General features: G+C 67.0%; 15 protein-coding genes and 9 tRNA genes. 10 read left to right on the forward strand and 14 right to left on the reverse strand.

The features are described from left to right. The first annotated feature begins 7 nt into the window (after positions 1-7). The 8 genes from BVG12_RS10290 to BVG12_RS10325 all read left to right on the forward strand — a co-directional run bounded on the left by BVG12_RS10290 (position 8) and on the right by BVG12_RS10325 (position 6,644). Positions 8-220, forward strand: coding sequence for a hypothetical protein (locus tag BVG12_RS10290; protein WP_075792308.1), 213 nt, complete (start codon positions 8-10; stop codon positions 218-220). Between the two features lie 11 nt (positions 221-231). Beyond that, the gene (locus BVG12_RS10295) at positions 232-1,389 is read left to right on the forward strand and encodes a methyltransferase (protein ID WP_075792309.1); all 1,158 of its coding nucleotides are present in this window, start codon (positions 232-234) and stop codon (positions 1,387-1,389) included. A 62-nt stretch (positions 1,390-1,451) separates the two neighbouring features. Further along, positions 1,452-1,528, forward strand: a tRNA-Met gene (locus tag BVG12_RS10300). A gap of 63 nt (positions 1,529-1,591) precedes the next feature. Beyond that, the gene (locus BVG12_RS10305) at positions 1,592-1,864 is read left to right on the forward strand and encodes a hypothetical protein (protein ID WP_075792310.1); all 273 of its coding nucleotides are present in this window, start codon (positions 1,592-1,594) and stop codon (positions 1,862-1,864) included. Positions 1,865-1,924: 60 nt separating this feature from the next. After that, positions 1,925-3,334: an ATP-dependent RNA helicase DbpA gene (gene dbpA, locus BVG12_RS10310; RefSeq protein WP_075792311.1), complete on the forward strand. Its 1,410-nt coding sequence runs from the start codon at positions 1,925-1,927 to the stop codon at positions 3,332-3,334. A gap of 127 nt (positions 3,335-3,461) precedes the next feature. Next, positions 3,462-4,691 carry a serine/threonine-protein kinase gene (locus BVG12_RS10315; RefSeq protein WP_075792312.1) on the forward strand — a complete coding sequence of 410 codons (1,230 nt, stop codon included), beginning with the start codon at positions 3,462-3,464 and terminating at the stop codon, positions 4,689-4,691. 14 nt (positions 4,692-4,705) lie between these two features. Beyond that, positions 4,706-5,215, forward strand: coding sequence for a TssQ family T6SS-associated lipoprotein (locus BVG12_RS34530; RefSeq protein ID WP_169926805.1), 510 nt, complete (start codon positions 4,706-4,708; stop codon positions 5,213-5,215). 19 nt (positions 5,216-5,234) lie between these two features. Further along, the gene (locus BVG12_RS10325) at positions 5,235-6,644 is read left to right on the forward strand and encodes an MFS transporter (RefSeq protein WP_075792313.1); all 1,410 of its coding nucleotides are present in this window, start codon (positions 5,235-5,237) and stop codon (positions 6,642-6,644) included. Here the strand turns inward: BVG12_RS10325 and BVG12_RS10330 are convergent. The 12 genes from BVG12_RS10330 to gltX form a co-directional block, all read right to left on the reverse strand. Beyond that, complete coding sequence (locus tag BVG12_RS10330; RefSeq protein ID WP_075792314.1) at positions 6,628-8,211, reverse strand: amidase; 1,584 nt, start codon at positions 8,209-8,211, stop codon at positions 6,628-6,630. The two genes, BVG12_RS10325 and BVG12_RS10330, sit on opposite strands and share 17 nt — an antisense overlap. A 126-nt stretch (positions 8,212-8,337) precedes the next feature. Then, on the reverse strand, positions 8,338-8,913 hold the full coding sequence (locus BVG12_RS10335) for an elongation factor P (RefSeq protein WP_075792315.1): 576 nt from the start codon (positions 8,911-8,913) through the stop codon (positions 8,338-8,340). 66 nt (positions 8,914-8,979) lie between these two features. Further along, the gene (earP, locus tag BVG12_RS10340) at positions 8,980-10,134 is read right to left on the reverse strand and encodes an elongation factor P maturation arginine rhamnosyltransferase EarP (protein ID WP_075792316.1); all 1,155 of its coding nucleotides are present in this window, start codon (positions 10,132-10,134) and stop codon (positions 8,980-8,982) included. A gap of 70 nt (positions 10,135-10,204) precedes the next feature. Then, positions 10,205-10,280 (reverse strand) — tRNA-Glu (locus tag BVG12_RS10345). Between the two features lie 36 nt (positions 10,281-10,316). Beyond that, positions 10,317-10,392 (reverse strand) — tRNA-Glu (locus BVG12_RS10350). 53 nt (positions 10,393-10,445) lie between these two features. Next, positions 10,446-10,521 (reverse strand) — tRNA-Glu (locus BVG12_RS10355). 25 nt (positions 10,522-10,546) lie between these two features. Continuing rightward, positions 10,547-10,622: transfer RNA gene (locus BVG12_RS10360), tRNA-Ala, on the reverse strand. Between the two features lie 102 nt (positions 10,623-10,724). Further along, positions 10,725-10,800, reverse strand: a tRNA-Glu gene (locus tag BVG12_RS10365). 43 nt (positions 10,801-10,843) lie between these two features. Continuing rightward, positions 10,844-10,919: transfer RNA gene (locus BVG12_RS10370), tRNA-Ala, on the reverse strand. 71 nt (positions 10,920-10,990) lie between these two features. Next, positions 10,991-11,066: transfer RNA gene (locus BVG12_RS10375), tRNA-Glu, on the reverse strand. 27 nt (positions 11,067-11,093) lie between these two features. Next, positions 11,094-11,169, reverse strand: a tRNA-Ala gene (locus BVG12_RS10380). Positions 11,170-11,253: 84 nt separating this feature from the next. After that, the gene (gltX, locus tag BVG12_RS10385) at positions 11,254-12,645 is read right to left on the reverse strand and encodes a glutamate--tRNA ligase (RefSeq protein ID WP_075792317.1); all 1,392 of its coding nucleotides are present in this window, start codon (positions 12,643-12,645) and stop codon (positions 11,254-11,256) included. 171 nt (positions 12,646-12,816) lie between these two features. On the opposite strand from gltX, the gene BVG12_RS10390 reads away from it, so the two are divergent. After that, the gene (locus BVG12_RS10390) at positions 12,817-13,983 is read left to right on the forward strand and encodes a GGDEF domain-containing protein (protein ID WP_075792318.1); all 1,167 of its coding nucleotides are present in this window, start codon (positions 12,817-12,819) and stop codon (positions 13,981-13,983) included. Positions 13,984-14,002: 19 nt separating this feature from the next. Beyond that, a complete protein-coding gene (locus BVG12_RS10395; protein ID WP_156895603.1) occupies positions 14,003-14,716 on the forward strand; it encodes a 2'-5' RNA ligase family protein in 714 nt (237 codons plus the stop codon). Here BVG12_RS10395 and BVG12_RS10400 read toward each other — a convergent pair. Both BVG12_RS10400 and apbC read right to left on the reverse strand, forming a co-directional pair. Beyond that, on the reverse strand, positions 14,643-15,704 hold the full coding sequence (locus tag BVG12_RS10400) for an RNA methyltransferase (protein ID WP_083684887.1): 1,062 nt from the start codon (positions 15,702-15,704) through the stop codon (positions 14,643-14,645). The two genes, BVG12_RS10395 and BVG12_RS10400, sit on opposite strands and share 74 nt — an antisense overlap. Positions 15,705-16,057: 353 nt before the next feature. Further along, a complete protein-coding gene (apbC, locus tag BVG12_RS10405; RefSeq protein WP_075792320.1) occupies positions 16,058-17,146 on the reverse strand; it encodes an iron-sulfur cluster carrier protein ApbC in 1,089 nt (362 codons plus the stop codon). Positions 17,147-17,238 lie beyond the last annotated feature (92 nt).

Raw genomic sequence — 17,238 nt, forward strand, 5'->3', positions numbered from 1 at the left:
GCTCATCATGTCCAAACCCGCCCGCTTCCTGACCTTCAAATGCGCCAAATGCGCCAAGCCGGTCAAGGTCACCCTGCAGAAAGTCTCCGCCTGCTCGCACATCCAGCCCTACCAGGGCATCTGCGAATGCGGCGAGATCAAACGCCACGCGACCGGCAACCCGGATGCCGTGAAATCCTTCGTCGAGTCGAACGAACTCAACTGGCATCACCACCACTGATCGGAACGGCGATGACGACTCCCGACGGCGCGGCGCGCATCCACTGGATCGAACACGGCGAGGAACGCTCGGCGCAGTGGCGCTCGGAAAGCGGCTGGCCGGCGCCCAGGAAAGTCGTGCTGGCCGACGATACGATGAGCGCCGACGCGGCCTGGCGCCACGCGCTGGACGGCACGGCACTGCTGTGGCGCGGCGATTTCCAGAATGCGCGCCAGCTGCTGCAGGCGCTCGTGCGCCGCGTCGATCATAAAGGTCCGCGGGCCAAGCGCGCCAAGGCCGGCAAGGCCCCGACGACGCTCACCGAACAATTCCACCGCCACCGCCTCGCGCAGCTGCAGCGCGCGCGCACGCTGGCGATGCTCCTGATTCCGTTCGACGCCGGCCACGCCATCCCGCTGCGCCGCGCGCCCGACGTGCGCGAGGCGTGCACGGAAGCGTATGGTCCGGCATCCGAGCCGTATGTGGCGTCGCTGCGCGAACTGCTGGGCGTGATCGGCGCGCACGAATGGCGCCGCAAGGGCGTGTTCATCCCGGCCCTCGACGAACGCATCCACCCCTGGTACGGCGTGTTCTCGCCCGTGCGCGGCGAATACGTCGAGCTCGTTGCGCAGGCGCCGCTACCGGCCGGCGCCAAGCTGGCGTTCGACATCGGCGCCGGCACCGGCGTGCTGTCGGCCGTGCTGGCGCACCGCGGCCTGCAAGGCGTGCTCGCGACCGACATGGACGAGCGCGCGCTCGGCTGTGCCCATGCCAACGTCGAGCGCCTCGGTCTCACGGGGCAGGTCGAAGTCGTGCGTGCCGACCTGTATCCCGAGGGGCGCGCCGACCTCGTCGTCTGCAATCCGCCGTGGCTGCCGGGCAAGCCGAGTTCCGCCATCGAATACGCCATCTACGATCCGGACAGCCGCATGCTCAAGGGCTTCCTCGCCGGCCTGAAAGATCATCTGCGCGACGGCGGCGAAGGGTGGCTGATCCTGTCCGACCTGGCCGAGCACCTGGGCCTGCGTTCGCGCGATCAATTGCTTGGTTGGATAGGCGACGCGGACCTGGACGTCGCCGGCCGCCACGACATCCGCCCCACGCACGCCAAGGCCAGCGATCCCGACGATCCGCTGGCCGCGGCGCGCATGGCCGAGGTGACGTCGTTGTGGCGCCTGCGGCCGGCGTGATGAGCACATCGGCAATCCGATTTGCGCTCCGGCGCCGATCCGGTTAAAATAGCGTTCTCAGACGCGGGGTGGAGCAGTCTGGCAGCTCGTCGGGCTCATAACCCGAAGGTCACAGGTTCAAATCCTGTCCCCGCAACCAAATACCGTAACAACAAGCCCGACTCTTGCAGCCGGGCTTTTGTTTTCTGGGCCAGTGCAGCGCATGAGAGACAAGAAAGACAACGCGACCTTCGACCTGCCGGGCTTCGAGCCGGCACCGCACGACGATACTGCCGCTGTCTCTGCCGCCTTGCCCGACTCATCCGCAGAACCTGCATCTGCGTCCAAACGCACCCGGGCGCGGCGCACGCTGCCGAAGCAGGAACAGCTGATGCTGGTGGACCTGGCGGACACGGATGCGACCGGTCTGCCGGCCTGGAAACACGATCCCGATCTCGACCTGACCGGCTTGCCCATCTGGAAGCCGGCGGCCTGAGCGGCAACGCAACGCCGCCCCACGCGGCCAACACACCGCCGCGATCGCGCGGCCGACGACATGTCCGACACCGCCTTTTCCTCGCTGCCGCTGGCAGCCCCCTTCCTGGCCAACCTCGACCAGCTCGGCTACAAACAGATGACGCCCGTGCAGGCGACCACGCTGCCGCTCGCGCTGCAAGGCCGCGACCTGATCGCGCAGGCGAAGACGGGCAGCGGCAAGACGGCCGCGTTCGGCATCGGCATGCTGCTCAAGCTGAACCCGACCTTGTTCGCCGTGCAGGGGCTCGTCATGTGTCCGACGCGCGAACTGGCCGACCAGGTCGCCAATGAACTGCGCCGGCTGGCGCGCGGCATCGGCAACGTCAAGGTCGTCGTGCTGACGGGCGGCATTCCGATGCGTCCGCAGATCGCGACGCTCGAGTTCGGCGCGCACATCGTCGTCGGCACGCCGGGCCGCATCCGCGATCACCTGGAGCGCCGCACGCTCGACCTCGCCCGCCTGCACACCCTCGTGCTGGACGAGGCCGACCGCATGACGGACATGGGGTTCTATGACGAGATCGCCGCAATCGTGCACGCCTGCCCGGCTCATCGCCAGACCCTGCTGTTTTCCGCGACGTATCCGGACGACATCCGCGCCGCCACCGCGCGCTTCCTGCGCGATCCGCTCGACGTGGCGGTCGACACGGAACACGCGCCGGCCCGCATCGAGCAGCGCTTCTACGAGATCGGCTTCGACGGCCGCGTGGACGCCGTCGCCCGGCTGCTGCGGCACCACCGCCCCGCTTCCGCGATCGCGTTCTGCAACACGAAGGCGCGCTGCCGCGAGGTGGCCGACGCGTTGCGCGAGCTCGGCTTTTCGGCGCTCGCGCTGTACGGCGAGATGGAGCAGCGCGAACGCGACGAGACGCTCGTGCGCTTCGCCAACCGCAGCTGCGCGGTGCTCGTCGCGACCGACGTCGCCGCGCGCGGCATCGACATCGCCGGGCTCGGCGCCGTCATCAACGTCGACGTGTCGAAGGACCCGGAAGTGCACGTGCACCGCATCGGCCGCACGGGACGCGCGGGGGCAACGGGTCTCGCGCTGTCGCTGTGTGCGCCCAATGAAAAGCGCTGGGTCCGATTAATCGAGGAAGCGCAGGGCTTCACGGCCGAGTGGCACGCGCTCGATACGCTGAGCGATGAGAACGGCCCGGCCGAACCGGCGCCGATGGTGACCTTGTGCATCTCCGGCGGCAAAAAGGACAAGCTGCGTCCGGGCGACCTGTTGGGCGCACTGACGGGCGATGCCGGCCTCACGAAGGAACAGGTTGGCAAGATCAATATCTTCGAGTTCATGAGTTACGTCGCGCTCGACCGCCACATCGCGCAACAGGCGTTCGACCGGCTGAACGGGGGCAATCCGCTGGGCCCCGAATTCGGCACCATCAAGGGCCGCCACTTCAAGATGCGCTTCATCGAAGACTGACCGCGGCACAGCCGTTCGCGGCCCGCTCATTTTGTAACAGTTGTAACAGGCGCGCACGGTTGAGTTAAGCGCGGGGCATGGGTCCTGTAAATCTGGCATGATTTTGCCAAGCCCATGCCTTAGCAAAATGACCAGCCTAACTTCCATCGGACCCGAGCAGCAGCACCTTGAAGGCCGCAGCGTCAGGGACATCGTCGAGTACAGTCCCGAGCAGGTCAACGAAGTGTGGTGCCGCAAGATCTTTCGCCAGATCCTGCAGTCGCTCGAACTGCAGTACGCCATGCACATGCCGCATCGCGCCATCACGCCCGACACGATCGTGTTCCACGAGAACGGCGAGCCGCTGCTCATCCCCACCGACGTCGGTCCGCCGGACGCGCGCGAAGCCGAGGACCTGAACGCGCTGGCGCGCATCGTCCACTACGCCATCACGCATGAACTCGCGCCCACCGGGCCGCTGGCGGGCCGCGCGGAAGGCTATAGCGAATCCCTCGTCAACGCGGTGGACCGCTGCATGGATCCCGACCCCGCGCGGCGCCCGCGCAGCATCGAGGAATTGCGCGACCTGCTGGGCATCGTTCCGCTGGGGCCGCCCGTCGGCGCCGCAGTGGCGTCGCACATGACGCCGCCACTGGACGACATCGAGCCACACCCGGCGGTCTCCACCGCGCCCCACGTCGAGCACGACACCGACGCGGCGCGCGCGGCGTCGCCCGCCGGCCTCGAACTGCCCTCCTTCATGCAAGGCACCGAACAGCCGCGCCGCAGCCTGGTCCTGAGCCGCTGGCAGCGCTGGGCCGTCGCGGCGGGCGGGGGCGCCATCCTCATCGCGCTCGCGGTGGCCATGTTCGCCGAGATGCGCGATTCGGGCTCGTTCGACCACATCGTACTGACCTTGCCGCAGCAGGGCGACGGGACGCATTCCGCTTCCACGCCGACGGGCAGCGCGACGGCCGGCACGACGGCAAGCGGCGCAGGCAATGCCGCGCCAGCGCCCGGCCTGCCGCAGGCCGCAGCCTCCGCCTCCGCCGACGGCGCCGCGGCCGTGCCGCAAGCGGCGCCGCCGGCGCCAGCCGTCGCCGCCGCGCCAGGCGAGCCGGCCGCCGCGGGCCACCTGCCGGGCGTCGTCGTGACGCCGAACGGCAATCTCTACAAGCTGCAGATCCTGCCGTGGGGCGTCGTGTACGTGGACGACGTCGACCGCGGCGTCAGCCCGCCCGTCAAGCGCCTCACGCTGACGCCGGGCCGCCACACGATCCGCGTCACGAATCCGAATTTCCACGACCGCGTGCTCGAGGTCGACACCGCGAGCGGCGACGGGCAGATCACCGTCGACTTCAACGCCGAACCCCGATGACAGCCCGGAGACCGATGAATATCCAGCGCCCCTTCGTCCACGTTGTGCTGCTGGCCGCGACGGCCGCGCTGCTCGGCGGTTGCGCCGACTTCCCCGGCTTCGACAAGAAACCGGCGCGCACCCCCAGCCATCCCAAGGCGAACACGCCGGTGGAACGGGAAGCGCCGCCGCCGCGCGAAGCCCCACCGCGTCCGAAGGAACGGCCGCGCGACCGCGACGAGACGCCGGCGCCCAGCGCCGGTCTGCAGGAAGGCATCCGCCTGTACAACGACGGCGACTACAACGGCGCGATCCGGCGCCTGTCCGCGCGCGACGTCAACAACGGTCCGCTCGCCACACGCCTCACCGCGCTGAAATACCTGGCGTTCAGCTATTGCGTGACGTCGCGGCCGGCGCCGTGCCGCCAGGCGTTCGACCGGGCGCTGCGGCTCGACCCGTCGTTCGACCTGGCACCGGGCGAGCACGGCCATCCGTTGTGGGGCCCCGTCTTCACCAAGGCCAAGCAGGCGGCGACGCCGCGCTAACGCAGCAACGGCGGACCGTGTGAGCGCCCTGCCCGCCCATTGCGACCGCTCGCTGGCCGACAGCACGCCGCCGAGCGGCCACGCGGACCACCCGAACCTCGTGCTGGCCACGTCGATCCTGGCAAGCAGCCTCGCGTTCATCGACGGCTCGGTCGTCAACGTCGGCCTGGCCGCCATCGGCCGCGACCTGGGCGGCGCGGGAGCCGACCTGTCGTGGGTGGTCAATGGCTATCTTTTGCCGCTGAGCTCGTTACTGCTGCTGGGCGGCGCCGCCGGCGACCGCTACGGCCGGCGCCGCATCCTGCTCGCGGGCATCGTCACGTTCGCGCTCGCGTCGCTGCTGTGCGCGTGGGCGCCGCGGCTGTGGCTGCTCATCGGCGGGCGCGTGCTGCAAGGCATCGGCGCCGCATTGCTGCTGCCGAACAGCCTCGCCATCCTCGGTGCGACGTTCGACGGCAAGGCGCACGGCAAGGCGATCGGGATCTGGGCCGCGGCCGGCGCCGCCGCGGGCGCCGTCGGGCCGCTGCTGGGCGGCTGGCTGATCGACACGGTCGGCTGGCGCACCGTCTTCTACATCAACGTGCCCATCGCGGCACTGGCGGTCTTCCTCGGCTGGCGCTACGTCGACGTGCCGCGCGGCGACAAGCCGGTGGCGCTCGATCCGCCCGGCGCCTTGCTGGCCAGCACCGGCCTGGGCTGCCTGACATGGGGCCTCGCCGCCGCCTCGGCCGACAAGGGCGTGACGATGGCGTCGGGCCTGGCGATGGTGGCCGGCGCCGTCGTCCTGCTCGCCTTCCTGTGGACCGAACGGCGCGCGGGCGACACAGCCATGCTGCCGCTGAAGCTGTTCGGATCGCACAGTTTTTCCGGCCTGAACCTGATGACCTTTCTGCTGTACGGCGCGCTGGGCGCGCTGATGCTGCTCGTGCCGTATGTGCTGATCCAGGCCCTGCAGTATTCGGCCAAGCAGGCGGGCGCCGCGCTGCTGCCGTTTCCCGTCGTGCTGGCGATCGGCTCGCCGCTGATGGGCCGGGTGGCCGGCAGCCACGGGGCCCGGTTGCCGCTGTCGATCGGCGCGCTGATCGTCGCGGGCGGCTTCCTGCTGGGCACGCGCATCGGCGCCGGCGGCTACGCGACGCACGTGCTGCCCGCGATCGTCGTCATCGCCGTCGGCATGGCGTGCGTGGCGGCGCCGCTGACGACGGCCGTGCTGTCGTCCGTCGACGGCAGCCACACGGGCATCGCGTCCGGCTTCAACAGCGCGGTCGCGCGCGGCGGCGGGCTGATCGCGACCGCGCTGCTGGGTGCCGTGCTGACGGCGCAAGGCCGCGCGCTGCTGGGGCCGTTCCACGCGGCGATGATCGTGTGCGCCGCCACGGCGCTGGCCTCGGCCGTCTGCGCCTTCGTCTGGGTCAGGAGCGAACGTTGACGGACGCGGGGAATGTGGGCGCGCGGCGCCGCTGGCTGGCCTGTTCGTAGGCATAGGCCATCGCGATCAGGGCCGCCTCGCTCCATGCGCCGCCGACGAACGACAGGCCGACGGGCAGTCCGTGTACCTGGCCCGCCGGGACCGTCACATGCGGGTAGCCGGCCACGGCCGCGGGCGATGAAAAGCTGGGGCCGTCGTGGTCGCCATTGATGTAGTCGGTCAGCCATCCGGTGCCGCCCGTCGGAGCCACCAGCGCATCCAGTTGTTCCTCGCGCAGGACCTTGTCGATGCCCTCTTCGCGGCTGTAGCGGCGGTTGTTGGCGAGCGCGTCGCGGTAGGCCTTCGCGTCGAGGCCGGGCCTGGCCGCTGCCGCGATCAGATGTTCCTGGCCGAAGTGCCGCAATTCGCGCGCGGCGTGCTTGTCGTTGAACGCAATCAGGTCGGCCATCGTCCTGATCGGCGCATGCGGCGCGTAGCCGGCGAGGTACGCTTCCAGGTCGGGCCGGAATTCGGACAGCAGCACTTCCAGTTCCGTGTCGCCGTATTTGTCGGCATTGGGCACCTGCACGTCGACGAGCGTCGCGCCCTGCGCGCTCAGGATGGCCAGTTCGGCGTTGATGACGGCGTCGACGGCCGGGTGATTCCCGAAGAAATTGCGCGCCACGCCGATGCGGCGGCCGCGCAGGCCGTCCGTCCGCAGCGCGGCCGCGAAATCGGCGGGCTTGCCCTGGAAGGCGCTCGTGGCGGCGTCATCCGGATCGGCGCCCGCGATGGCGGCGAGCAGCAGCGCGGCGTCGGCGACGGTGCGCGTCATCGGGCCGGCCGTGTCCTGCGAATGGGCGATCGGGATGATGCCGCCGCGGCTGACGAGTCCCAGGGTCGGCTTGATGCCCACGATGCCGCAGATCGACGACGGCGACACGATCGAGCCGTCCGTCTCCGTGCCGATCGCGAGCGTTGCGAGCGCGGCCGCCATCGCGGCGCCGGAGCCGGAACTGGAACCGCTCGTGTTGCGGTCCAGCGCATACGGATTGCGCGTCTGGCCGCCGCGTCCGCTCCAGCCGCTGACCGAATGCGTCGACCGCATGTTCGCCCATTCGGACAGGTTCGTCTTGCCGAGGATGACGGCGCCGGCCGCGCGCAGGCGTGCCGCGACGAACGCATCGCGCGTGGCGCGCACGCCATCCAGCGCGAGCGAGCCGGCGCTCGTGCTCATCCTGTCGCCGGTCGCGATATTGTCCTTCAGCAGGACGGGAATGCCGTGCAGCGGGCCGCGCACCTTGCCCGCGCCGCGTTCGCGGTCGAGGTCGGCGGCGATCCTGGGCGCGTCCGGATTCAGTTCGATGACGGCGTTGAGCCGCGGCCCCGCCTTGTCGATGGCGGCGATGCGCGCCAGGTAGCGCTGCACGAGCACCTTCGACGTCAGCTTGCCGGTTTCCATCAGCGCCTGCTGCTCGCGCACGCCGGCGTCCAGGACGGCGTCAAGTTCCTTGCCCGCCGCCTTCGCGGTCATACCCGCCGCGGCAGCCGCCGCCAGTCCCAATCGAACGAAATCCCTGCGATCCATGCATCCTCCCGTCAAGAATGCTCAGCATATCAGCACTCTTGACGATGCGACATGCCGCCATGTCGATAAGAAGGACGAAAAAAAAACGCTGCCCGATGGACAGCGTTTTTCAGGGAGCGGGTCGGCTTAGTTGCGGACGACGCGCTTGTACTCGGCGGTACGGGTGTCGATTTCGATGGTGTCGTCCTGGTTGACGAACAGCGGCACCTGGATCGTGAACTGCTTGCCTTCGATGGCGTTCTCGATCTTGGCTTCCTTCAGGACGTTGCCCGAGGTATTGCCCTTGACGGCCGGTTCCGTGTAGACGACCTGGCGTGCGATGGTGATCGGCAGTTCGACCGAGATGGCCTTGCCGTCGTAGAACACGGCTTCGCATGCCATACCGTCTTTCAGGTAGTTGACGGCTTCGCCCATGTTCTCTTCTTCGATTTCGTACTGGTTGTACTCTTCATCCATGAAGACGTACAGCGGGTCGGCGAAGTACGAGTAGGTCACCGGCTTCTTGTCCAGGACGACGACGTCGAACTTGTCGTCGCCGCGGAACACGTTTTCCAGCGGAGCGTTGGTGAGAAGATTCTTCATCTTCCACTTGTACGTGAAGCCCGTGCGGCTCGAGCCGTTAACGTCGGAGCGCAGCACGATGAAAGGCTTGTCATCAACCATGATGATGTTGCCGACACGGATTTCTTTTGCGGGTTTCATAGGTGGGTTTTAACCTAAAAATGAGTTGCAGTAATCAAGCATGATACCATGTTCCTCGCCCGTCGACTACCGCAGCGACCGGGCGAAACCGAGCAGATTGCTCACCAAGTCGCCATTCGCCAACATCAGCGTTTGCCATTCGACATTGCGCTCGGTAATTGCCGGTAATTCGGCTTGCAGGGACGTCCACAAAGGCGCGTCGACACCCCCGCCTTCCGCGCCATTCCAGCGCAGGGAAAAATCGATCAGGCCATCCAGGTTCGCCGCGTACTTTTGCAGGAACGCGCGGAGTTTAACATGATGCAAGTTTTCATCTTGCGGATAAATGTGCCAGATGAAGGGCCGGCCGGCCCATTGCGCGCGCACCCAGGAATCCTCGCCGCGGACGAAGTTCAGGTCGCACGACCACAGCAGGCGATCGTAGTCGTCCTGCGACAGGAACGGGATCACGCGCAGGGTCAGATTGCCGCGTGTCGCGGCCGCGCCGGGCACGGGGTCGGCGCCGAGGAAATCGCCGACGTGCTCGCGCGCGACGCCCTGCGGCACGAGACACACGACCGCCCGGTCACCGTCGCGCCAGGCGCCGAACAACTCGGCCAGCGGCGCATGCGGATAGCAGAACAGGCTGACCTTCAACGCCGCCGGCGCATCCTGCGTGACGCCCAGCCGCCCGAGGAATCCGGCGCGCGCTGCGGGGTCGGCCTGGAAGCGGTCGCGCGCGTCGAGCAGGCCCCGTTCGCGCAGCAGGCCGCCCGTCTTGTCGGTGAAGCCGGGGAAAAAGAAATGCTTGGTCAGCTTGAGGCGCGGGTGCATCGACGGCAGCCTGTGGCAGCCTTCGACCCACGCTTCGGCACTGAGACCTTCGTAATTGATCCACACGGGCCGCGGCTCGCGCTGCGCCATCGCGGCGATATAGCCGGGCGGGATGTCGACGCCGAAGAATTCGATCACGATGTCGGCCACGTCGTCCGGCACGAATGCGCCGTCCTGGTCGCGCCAGTGGATGACGCGCACGCCGTCCACGACCTGCGTCGCGGCATCGACGGCGACGGCTGGCCAGATGCGGCGGAAGCTGGCGAGGTCGTCGACCCACAGCGTCACGGCGATGCCGTGCTCGTGATGCAGCTGCCGCGCGAGACGCCAGCAGATGCCGATGTCGCCGAAGTTGTCGACCACCTTGCAGAAGATGGTAAGTGTCGTGGAGCGTTGATCGTTGTGCATGGTTTCGCCGATCCAAAGAAAAACCGGAGCACCTTTCCGCATGTGCGGGTGGTCTGCTCCGGTCTTTGACTGGCGTCCCCACGGGGATTCGAACCCCGGTACTCACCGTGAAAGGGTGATGTCCTAGGCCTCTAGACGATGGGGACCTAAAACTGTTGCTGCGTATTCTGTATTGCGACTCTTGGCGTCCCCACGGGGATTCGAACCCCGGTACTCACCGTGAAAGGGTGATGTCCTAGGCCTCTAGACGATGGGGACCTCGGAACTTCCTACTGCTATGCCTGATCGCAGGCATCATACACCAAAAAAACTGGCGTCCCCACGGGGATTCGAACCCCGGTACTCACCGTGAAAGGGTGATGTCCTAGGCCTCTAGACGATGGGGACCTGAACTACCGTACTGCTTGAAACTTGGTGGAGGTAAGCGGGATCGAACCGCTGACCTCTTGCATGCCATGCAAGCGCTCTCCCAGCTGAGCTATACCCCCAAAACAAAAGCCGCTCAAGGCGGCTTCCTTGCACAACCTACTCATCTTCCAGGGTCAGAGCCCGCTTTTCTCGGGTGGGCTCTGACCCGGCTGATCAAATCTTGGCGTCCCCACGGGGATTCGAACCCCGGTACTCACCGTGAAAGGGTGATGTCCTAGGCCTCTAGACGATGGGGACCCTGGACTTTCATGCACTGCATTACGTACTGTTTTTCCCTGCTTGGTGGAGGTAAGCGGGATCGAACCGCTGACCTCTTGCATGCCATGCAAGCGCTCTCCCAGCTGAGCTATACCCCCTACGGGAAAACAGCACTATAACACACTACATTTACTGCTTACGTCGTTTTTCAACGTCGCGATTGCGGATCTGGCGTCCCCACGGGGATTCGAACCCCGGTACTCACCGTGAAAGGGTGATGTCCTAGGCCTCTAGACGATGGGGACCCGAACGTCGCAATCTACTTCAGAACGTGGTGGAGGTAAGCGGGATCGAACCGCTGACCTCTTGCATGCCATGCAAGCGCTCTCCCAGCTGAGCTATACCCCCGCAGCGCTGAAGTGCGAGCATTATAGCGGACGCACTTGCATTTCGCAAATACCAAGACGGGATGTCCTTCTGAGCGCCCCGCGCTCAGAAGCCCTTGCTCACGCGTGCCACGACGACATCGCGGCCGAACAATTCCAGCACCGCGTCGATGGCCGGCGTCTGCAGCTGCCCCGTCACCAGCAGACGCAGCGGCATGGCCAGTTGCGGCATCTTGAGACCGTGCGCGGCCAGCACCTCTTTCATCATGGCGGACAGCGCCGGCTTGGTCCATTCCACGTCGCGCAGGCGCTCGGCGAACTGGGCCAGCGCAGGACGCACGGCGTCGGTCAGGTGCTGGGCCAGCAGCGCCGCGTCCGGCTTGGGCTCGCGGTAGAACAGCATGGCGGCGTCGGCCAGCTCGTTGATCGTGTTGGTGCGCTCTTTCATGAGGCCCAGCACGGCGGCGAGCGGCGGCGCGCCGTCGAACACCGCGCCCTCGCGTTCCATCTTCGGACGCGCCAGGCCTGCCAGACGCTCGTTGTCGGCCTGCTTGATATAGTGGTTGTTCAGCCAGCCCAGCTTTTCCGGATTGAACTGCGCGGCCGACGCGGTCAGGTGGTCGAGGTTGAACCACTCGGTGAACTGCTGCATCGAGAAGATCTCGTCGTCGCCGTGGCTCCAGCCCAGGCGTGCGAGGTAGTTCAGCATCGCTTCCGGCAGATAGCCCTGCTCCGGGTAGTCCATCACGCTGACGGCGCCATGGCGCTTGGACAGCTTCTGGCCATCCGCGCCGAGAATCATCGGCAGGTGGCCGTACTGCGGCAGCTCGGCGCCGAGGGCGCGCAGGATATTGATCTGGCGGGGCGTGTTGTTGACGTGGTCGTCGCCGCGCAGCACGTGGGTGATCTTCATGTCCCAGTCGTCGACCGCGACGCAGAAGTTATACGTCGGCGTGCCGTCCGGACGGGCGATCACGAGATCGTCCAGTTCCTTGTTGGCGATAGTGATCTGGCCCTTGACGACGTCGTGCCACGTGACCTCGCCGTCGAGCGGATTCTTGAAGCGCACGACGGGCTTGACGCCTTCCGGCACGGGCGGCAACGTCTTGCCCGGTTCCGGGCGCCAGGTGCCGTCGTAGCGCGGCTTTTCGCCGGCGGCGCGCATGCGCTCGCGCATCGCTTCCACTTCTTCCGGTGAGCAGTAGCACAGGTATGCGGTGCCGGCTTCCAGCATGCCCTTGACCACCTCGCGGTAACGGTCCATCCGCTGCATCTGGTAGAACGGGCCTTCGTCGTGGTTCAAGCCCAGCCATGTCATGCCTTCCAGGATCGCCTGCACGGCTTCCGGCGTCGAACGCTCCAGGTCGGTATCTTCGATGCGCAGGACGAAGGTGCCGCCGAAGTGGCGGGCATAGGCCCACGAGTAGAGCGCGGTGCGGGCGCCGCCGAGGTGGAGATAGCCGGTCGGGCTGGGAGCGAAACGGGTACGGACGGTCATGGTCGGATACGGCCTGGAATTGATCAAGCGGCTATTTTACAGCCTGCCCCGCCAACGAGGGGAGGCGCGAACCCGCGCCATCACGGCCCGAAACGGCTGAAAATTACTTTACAGAAACTAAACTTTTCGCTAGAGTCTCGCCTCATATTCCCACCTCCCCCCTTCCCGTCCATGCCGAACGACCCGATCCCCGCTGCCATTGCGCGTTTGCGCGGGGAATTCGTCTGCGCGGCGACGGAAATCGGCTTCCTGCACGCGCAATCCCGGACGATCCTGCGCGACCTGCGCCGCGCCCTGACCCTGTGCTCGCTGTTCTACATGATGTTCAGCGTCACCGACATCCTGGCCCTCGGCCTGCCGGGCGCGATCCCGTCGCTGCTGGCCCGGTCCACCGTGCCGATGCTGGCCTGGGTCGGCGTGCGCCATGCGTGGCGCGCGCCAGCGCCCGTCACGGCCGCATACCGGGTCGCGAGCGCCTTCACCTTGCTGGGCATGCTCACGTACATGATCGTCGCGTGGCGCCGCCCGGCCGACACCCTGCTGCACGGCACATCCGTCGGCCTGATGGCCGTCGTGGTCCTGATCTTCATTCCGAACCGGCTGCGCACGGCCGTCGCCATCGCGCTCGGCGCCAGCCTCGTCTTCATCGCGCTGTCCTGGCACCAGCATCTCGAATCGACGCGCCACCTCGTGTCGATGACGATGCTGATCCTGTTCGCCAACGCCTTCGGCGCCGTCGCGGCGAACCGTCACGCGCGCCTGTGGCGCGAGCAATACCGCACGCAGCAGGTGCTGACGAACCTGTCCGTCCGCGATCCGCTGACGGGCTGCTACAACCGGCGCCACCTGAACGCGGCCCTGCTCGACGGCGAGATCGCCCGCGCGCGCCGCTACCGCCTCAGCCTGTCGCTGATCATGTGCGACCTGGACGGCTTCAAGGCCATCAACGACACCTACGGCCACCACGCCGGCGACGAACTGCTGCGCAGCTTCGCGCATCTGCTCCAGACGATGACGCGCGAATCCGTCGACACCGTCGTGCGCTACGGCGGCGAGGAATTCCTGATCATCCTGCCGGAAACGCGGCTGGACGGCGCCACCGAACTGGCCGAGCGCGTGCGCACTGCCTTCGCCGCCCTGCGCGTCGATTGCGGCGACGCGGCCCTGGCCACGACCGCCAGCTTCGGCGTCGTCGGCGCCGACTTCGCCGTGAGCCAGGCGATCACGCCGCAAAGCCTGATCGCCGTCGCGGACGAGCTGATGTACGAGGCCAAGCGGGGCGGCCGCAACCAGGTGCGCGCGCGCCAGGTCGAGCCGGGCATCGCGCGCGTGGCGTAGACGGGCGATAATCTCGCCGATGAGCCATAGTCCTGCACCCGATCTGCGGGCCCACTACGACGCCATGTGGGAACGCGCCTGGCCGGCCGTCGCCCTGGGCGACGTCGACTGCGACACGCATCTGGGCGGCGGCCTCGATCCGCGCCGCGGCATGACCCTGATCGCCCGCCCCGACCCGGCGCTGGCGGCCCGCCTCGAACACGTGCAGGACCGCCTGGCCGGCGCCGATCCGCGCCAGTACCGCCAACCCCGTGCCGACCTGCACGTGACGATCCTGTCGCTGTTCACGGTGACGGAAGACTACGCACCGCATCTGGCGCGCCGTGCCGGCTACACGGCGGCCGTGCGCGCGGCGGTGGACGGCTTGCCCGCGTTCGACATCGACTTCGACGGCATCACGATCTCGCGCGGCGCCGTGCTGGCGCGGGGCTTTCCGCGCGACGGCACGCTGGAGCTGCTGCGCACGCGCCTGCGCGACGCGCTGCGTGCACGTGGACTGGACGGCATGCTCGACCAGCGCTATCGGCTCGTCACGGCGCATTCGACCCTGCTGCGGTTTATTGCGCCGCCGGCCGGTCCCGCACGCTTCGCCGCGGTGCTGGCCGAGCTGCGCGGGATGCCGCTCGGGACGATGCATGTGGACACGCCGCAGCTCGTGGTCAACGACTGGTATATGTCGAGCGCCGCAGTGGAATCGATCGAGGCGTTTCCGTTACGTCGCCACGTGCCGTAGCGCGCGCCCGCAACTGGCCGCAGCCACCGTCGACGTCCTGGCCGGCCGAGTCCCGCAGCTTGGTCAGCACGCCCCGCTCGAACAGCCACGCAGCGATCGCGCGCGCCTTGTCCCAGCGGGGCCGGCGGAAGTCGAGGCCGGGATTCGTGTTGTAGGGGATCATGTTCAGCACGGCATACTTGCCGCGCAGGAGACTCACGAGCGCCTCCAGCTCGTCCTCGCCATCGTTGACGCCGTCCAGCAAGGTCCACTGGTACTGGATCGGATAGCCGGTGAGGCGCGCGTAACGTTCGCCCTCGTCGACCAGCTCAAAGGCCGTCATGCGCGGCGCGCGCGGCAGCAGGCGCGCGCGCAGGTCCGCTTTCGTCGTATGCAGCGACAGCGCCAGCGCCGGCTTCACGCGCCCTTCGGGCAGCCGCTCGAACACGCGCGGATCGCCCACCGTCGAGAACACGAGGTTCTTGTGGGCGATATTGCCCTCGATGCCGAGCAGGTCGATGGCTTCCAGCACATTGTCCAGATTGTGCGCGGGCTCGCCCATGCCCATGAACACGACTTTCTTCACGGGCCGCCGACGGCGCGCCAGCACGACCTGGGCGACGATCTCGCCGCTCGTCACTTGCCGGATCAGGCCGCTTTGCCCCGTCATGCAGAACTGGCACCCGACCGCGCACCCGACCTGGCTCGACACGCACACTCCGTCGCGCGGCAGCAGCACGGATTCCACGGTCTGGCCATCGGCGAGGCCGACCAGCAGGCGGGCCGAGCCGTCGTCGGCCGGATGCGTGCCGAGGACGCGCGCGAGCGCATCCAGTTCGGCATCCAGCTGCGGCAACGCTTCCCGGACGGGCTTCGGCAGGAAATCGTCGGGGCGGCGGCGGCCGCGGTCGTGGTCCATCACGCGGACCCAGTCGCGCAGCACGCGGTCTTCGTGCAGGGGCTGGGCGCCCAAGGCGCGCAACCTCGCGCGAATTGTTTCGATACGCATTCTTTTGTTAGCTCATAAACGCCATCCCCATCTTATGGGGTCAGCATCTTATGGGGTCAGAGCCCGGTTTTTCCGTTAGGGCTCTGACCTCATCTGATCAGATCGACCGGTGAATCTGTGGCCGCGCGTCAGAAACCGGTTTTTAGTTCTGTCGCGGCTGGGCACCGGGGGTCAGCATCTTATGGGGTCAGAGCCCGGTTTTTCCGTTAGGGCTCTGACCTCATCTGATCAGATCGACCGGTGAATCTGTGGCCGCGCGTCAGAAACCGGTTTTTAGTTCTGTCTAGTTCTGTCGCGGCTGGGCACCGGGGTCAGAGCCCTAGAAGAAGAACCGGGCTCTGACCCCTCCGCGTTTAGTCGTTCTTGACGACGATCGTCGGAAACTTCGCCGTCATATCCTTCGCCTGCTCGGCCACCTTGACCGCCACCTTGCGCGCGATGTCCTTGTAGATCGCGGCGACGGGACCATCCGGCTCGGCGACAACGGTCGGCGTCCCCGAATCCGTCTGCTCGCGGATCGACAGCTGCAGCGGCAGCTTGCCGAGGAATTCCACGTGGAAGTCGGCGCACATCTTCTCGCCGCCGCCTTCGCCGAAGATCGCCTCGACATGGCCGCAGTTCGAGCAGATGTGGGTGCTCATGTTTTCCACGACGCCGAGGATCGGGATGCCGACCTTCTCGAACATCTTGAGGCCCTTGCGCGCGTCCAGCAGGGCGATATCCTGCGGGGTGGTGACGATCACCGCGCCCGTGACGGGCACTTTCTGCGCCAGCGTCAGCTGGATGTCGCCCGTGCCCGGCGGCATGTCGACGACGAGGTAGTCGACGTCTTTCCAGTTCGTCTGTTCCAGCAGCTGCTGCAGCGCCTGCGTGACCATCGGGCCGCGCCACACCATCGGCTCGTCCGGATCGATCATGAAGCCGATCGACGACACCTGCACGCCGTGGTTTTCCAGCGGCTCCATCGTCTTGCCGTCCAAGCTTTGCGGACGGCCCGAGACGCCCAGCATCATCGGCTGCGACGGGCCGTAGATGTCGGCGTCCAGCAGGCCGACCTTGGCGCCCTCGGCGGCCAGGGCCAGCGCGAGGTTGACGGCCGTCGTCGACTTGCCGACGCCACCCTTGCCGGACGCGACGGCGATGATGTTCTTCACGTTCGGCATCACCTTCAGGCCGCGCTGCACGGCGTGCGACAGGATCTTGCTCGTGACGTTGACGCTGGCGTTGCTCACGCCGGGCAGCTTGCGCAGCGCGTCGACGACGGAAGCGCGGATGCCCGCCGCCTGGCTCTTGGCCGGATAGCCGAGCTCGATGTCGAGGGCGACGTTGCCCCCGTCGACCTGGATATTCTTGACTGCCTTGGAGGATACGAAATCTTTATTGGTATTGGGATCGACGACAGCGGCCAGGGCGGCCTTGACGTCATCTACAGTGATGCTCATTGGGTTCTCCGGATGTGATGCGCAAGTTTAGCGCAAAAGTTCCCCCTGCGCGCTCAGGGTCATCCGCTGGTAAAATGCCTTTTTTCCTGGAC

Origin of the sequence: Massilia putida (assembly GCF_001941825.1) — a bacterium.
In the GTDB taxonomy this organism is placed as follows: Bacteria; Pseudomonadota; Gammaproteobacteria; order Burkholderiales; family Burkholderiaceae_D; genus Telluria; species Telluria putida.

Coding starts and splice junctions, on each gene's coding strand:
- BVG12_RS10315 (WP_075792312.1), top strand. CDS start 3,462: ATGACCAGCCTAACTTCCATCGGACCCGAGCAGCAGCACCTTGAAGGC.
- earP (WP_075792316.1), bottom strand. CDS start 10,134: ATGCACAACGATCAACGCTCCACGACACTTACCATCTTCTGCAAGGTG.
- BVG12_RS10290 (WP_075792308.1), top strand. CDS start 8: ATGTCCAAACCCGCCCGCTTCCTGACCTTCAAATGCGCCAAATGCGCC.
- gltX (WP_075792317.1), bottom strand. CDS start 12,645: ATGACCGTCCGTACCCGTTTCGCTCCCAGCCCGACCGGCTATCTCCAC.
- BVG12_RS10400 (WP_083684887.1), bottom strand. CDS start 15,704: ATGCGTATCGAAACAATTCGCGCGAGGTTGCGCGCCTTGGGCGCCCAG.
- BVG12_RS34530 (WP_169926805.1), top strand. CDS start 4,706: ATGAATATCCAGCGCCCCTTCGTCCACGTTGTGCTGCTGGCCGCGACG.
- BVG12_RS10295 (WP_075792309.1), top strand. CDS start 232: ATGACGACTCCCGACGGCGCGGCGCGCATCCACTGGATCGAACACGGC.
- BVG12_RS10330 (WP_075792314.1), bottom strand. CDS start 8,211: ATGGATCGCAGGGATTTCGTTCGATTGGGACTGGCGGCGGCTGCCGCG.
- dbpA (WP_075792311.1), top strand. CDS start 1,925: ATGTCCGACACCGCCTTTTCCTCGCTGCCGCTGGCAGCCCCCTTCCTG.
- apbC (WP_075792320.1), bottom strand. CDS start 17,146: ATGAGCATCACTGTAGATGACGTCAAGGCCGCCCTGGCCGCTGTCGTC.
- BVG12_RS10305 (WP_075792310.1), top strand. CDS start 1,592: ATGAGAGACAAGAAAGACAACGCGACCTTCGACCTGCCGGGCTTCGAG.
- BVG12_RS10395 (WP_156895603.1), top strand. CDS start 14,003: ATGAGCCATAGTCCTGCACCCGATCTGCGGGCCCACTACGACGCCATG.
- BVG12_RS10335 (WP_075792315.1), bottom strand. CDS start 8,913: ATGAAACCCGCAAAAGAAATCCGTGTCGGCAACATCATCATGGTTGAT.
- BVG12_RS10390 (WP_075792318.1), top strand. CDS start 12,817: ATGCCGAACGACCCGATCCCCGCTGCCATTGCGCGTTTGCGCGGGGAA.